The organism is Vibrio sp. 2132-1 (assembly GCF_033344315.1).
In genome coordinates, this window is record NZ_JAWPON010000243.1 from 1 (window position 1) to 774 (window position 774).

2 protein-coding genes are annotated in these 774 nt (G+C 44.6%); both read right to left on the bottom strand.

Going from position 1 to position 774, the window contains the following annotated elements:
* A partial coding sequence (locus R8N47_RS24700; RefSeq protein WP_412034484.1) for a GNAT family N-acetyltransferase occupies positions 1-247 on the bottom strand: 247 nt, incomplete at its 3' end.
* Positions 248-250: 3 nt separating this feature from the next.
* Positions 251-676, bottom strand: a complete 426-nt coding sequence (locus R8N47_RS24705; protein WP_318186038.1) for a GNAT family N-acetyltransferase — start codon at positions 674-676, stop codon at positions 251-253.
* Positions 677-774 lie beyond the last annotated feature (98 nt).

Below are 774 nucleotides of genomic sequence, written 5' to 3' on the forward strand. Positions count from 1 at the left end.
CCAGACAACCAATAGGAGTTTGAGAAGTGAGTTCTTCAATAGCGAAGACTAATAGGTTGGGAGACTTTTGATCATATTGAGCGAGCCATCTTTCGATCGCTTCAAGGGTTTGATTAACATTTTGGTGGGCTTGGCGACTGAGGAAGCGGCATGCTTGCTCATCGCCTAAATAGTTTTCAAACAGGGGATCAGCGTCTGTTGTTTTGAGGTATCTGATTGCCACTTGTTGAGCTTCAACTCTCATCATGATTTAGCTCTGATAAACATTCGGTTTCCAGATTTGCATGAAGTTTTCTACTGGAGCAATAGGAGTGAACCCAAACTGTTCGTACAACCCATGAGCATCGCGGGTTGCAAGCATCATACGGCGTAAGCCTTGTAGTTCTGGATGAGCAACAATTTCTGAGATCAACCACTTACTGATGCCTTTACCACGGTGTACCTCCACTACAAACACATCGGCAAGGTACGCAAACGTGGTGCGATCGGTAATTAACCGAGCAAAAGCGACGAGTTGATTTTCGTCATCCAAAACCGCGAAACAGAACGAATGGCGCAATGACTTCTCAAGGCGTTCTCTTGGAATGCCCTTTCCCCAATAACTGTTTGAAATGAACTCGTAGATAACGCCTAAATCCATGTCATCTAACAATGTAGTAATTCGAAACCCTTGCATTGTATCCCTCAACATTGGTTTATATTTTCTCAGCCACACAGACAAGCGAGTTGGCATTCGCCTCAAATGCTTGCGCTGACCAAGACTGGTACTTCTCT

Bases quoted from the DNA above. Each gene is read 5' to 3' on its own strand.
- R8N47_RS24705 (WP_318186038.1), bottom strand. From the start codon at position 676: ATGCAAGGGTTTCGAATTACTACATTGTTAGATGACATGGATTTAGGC.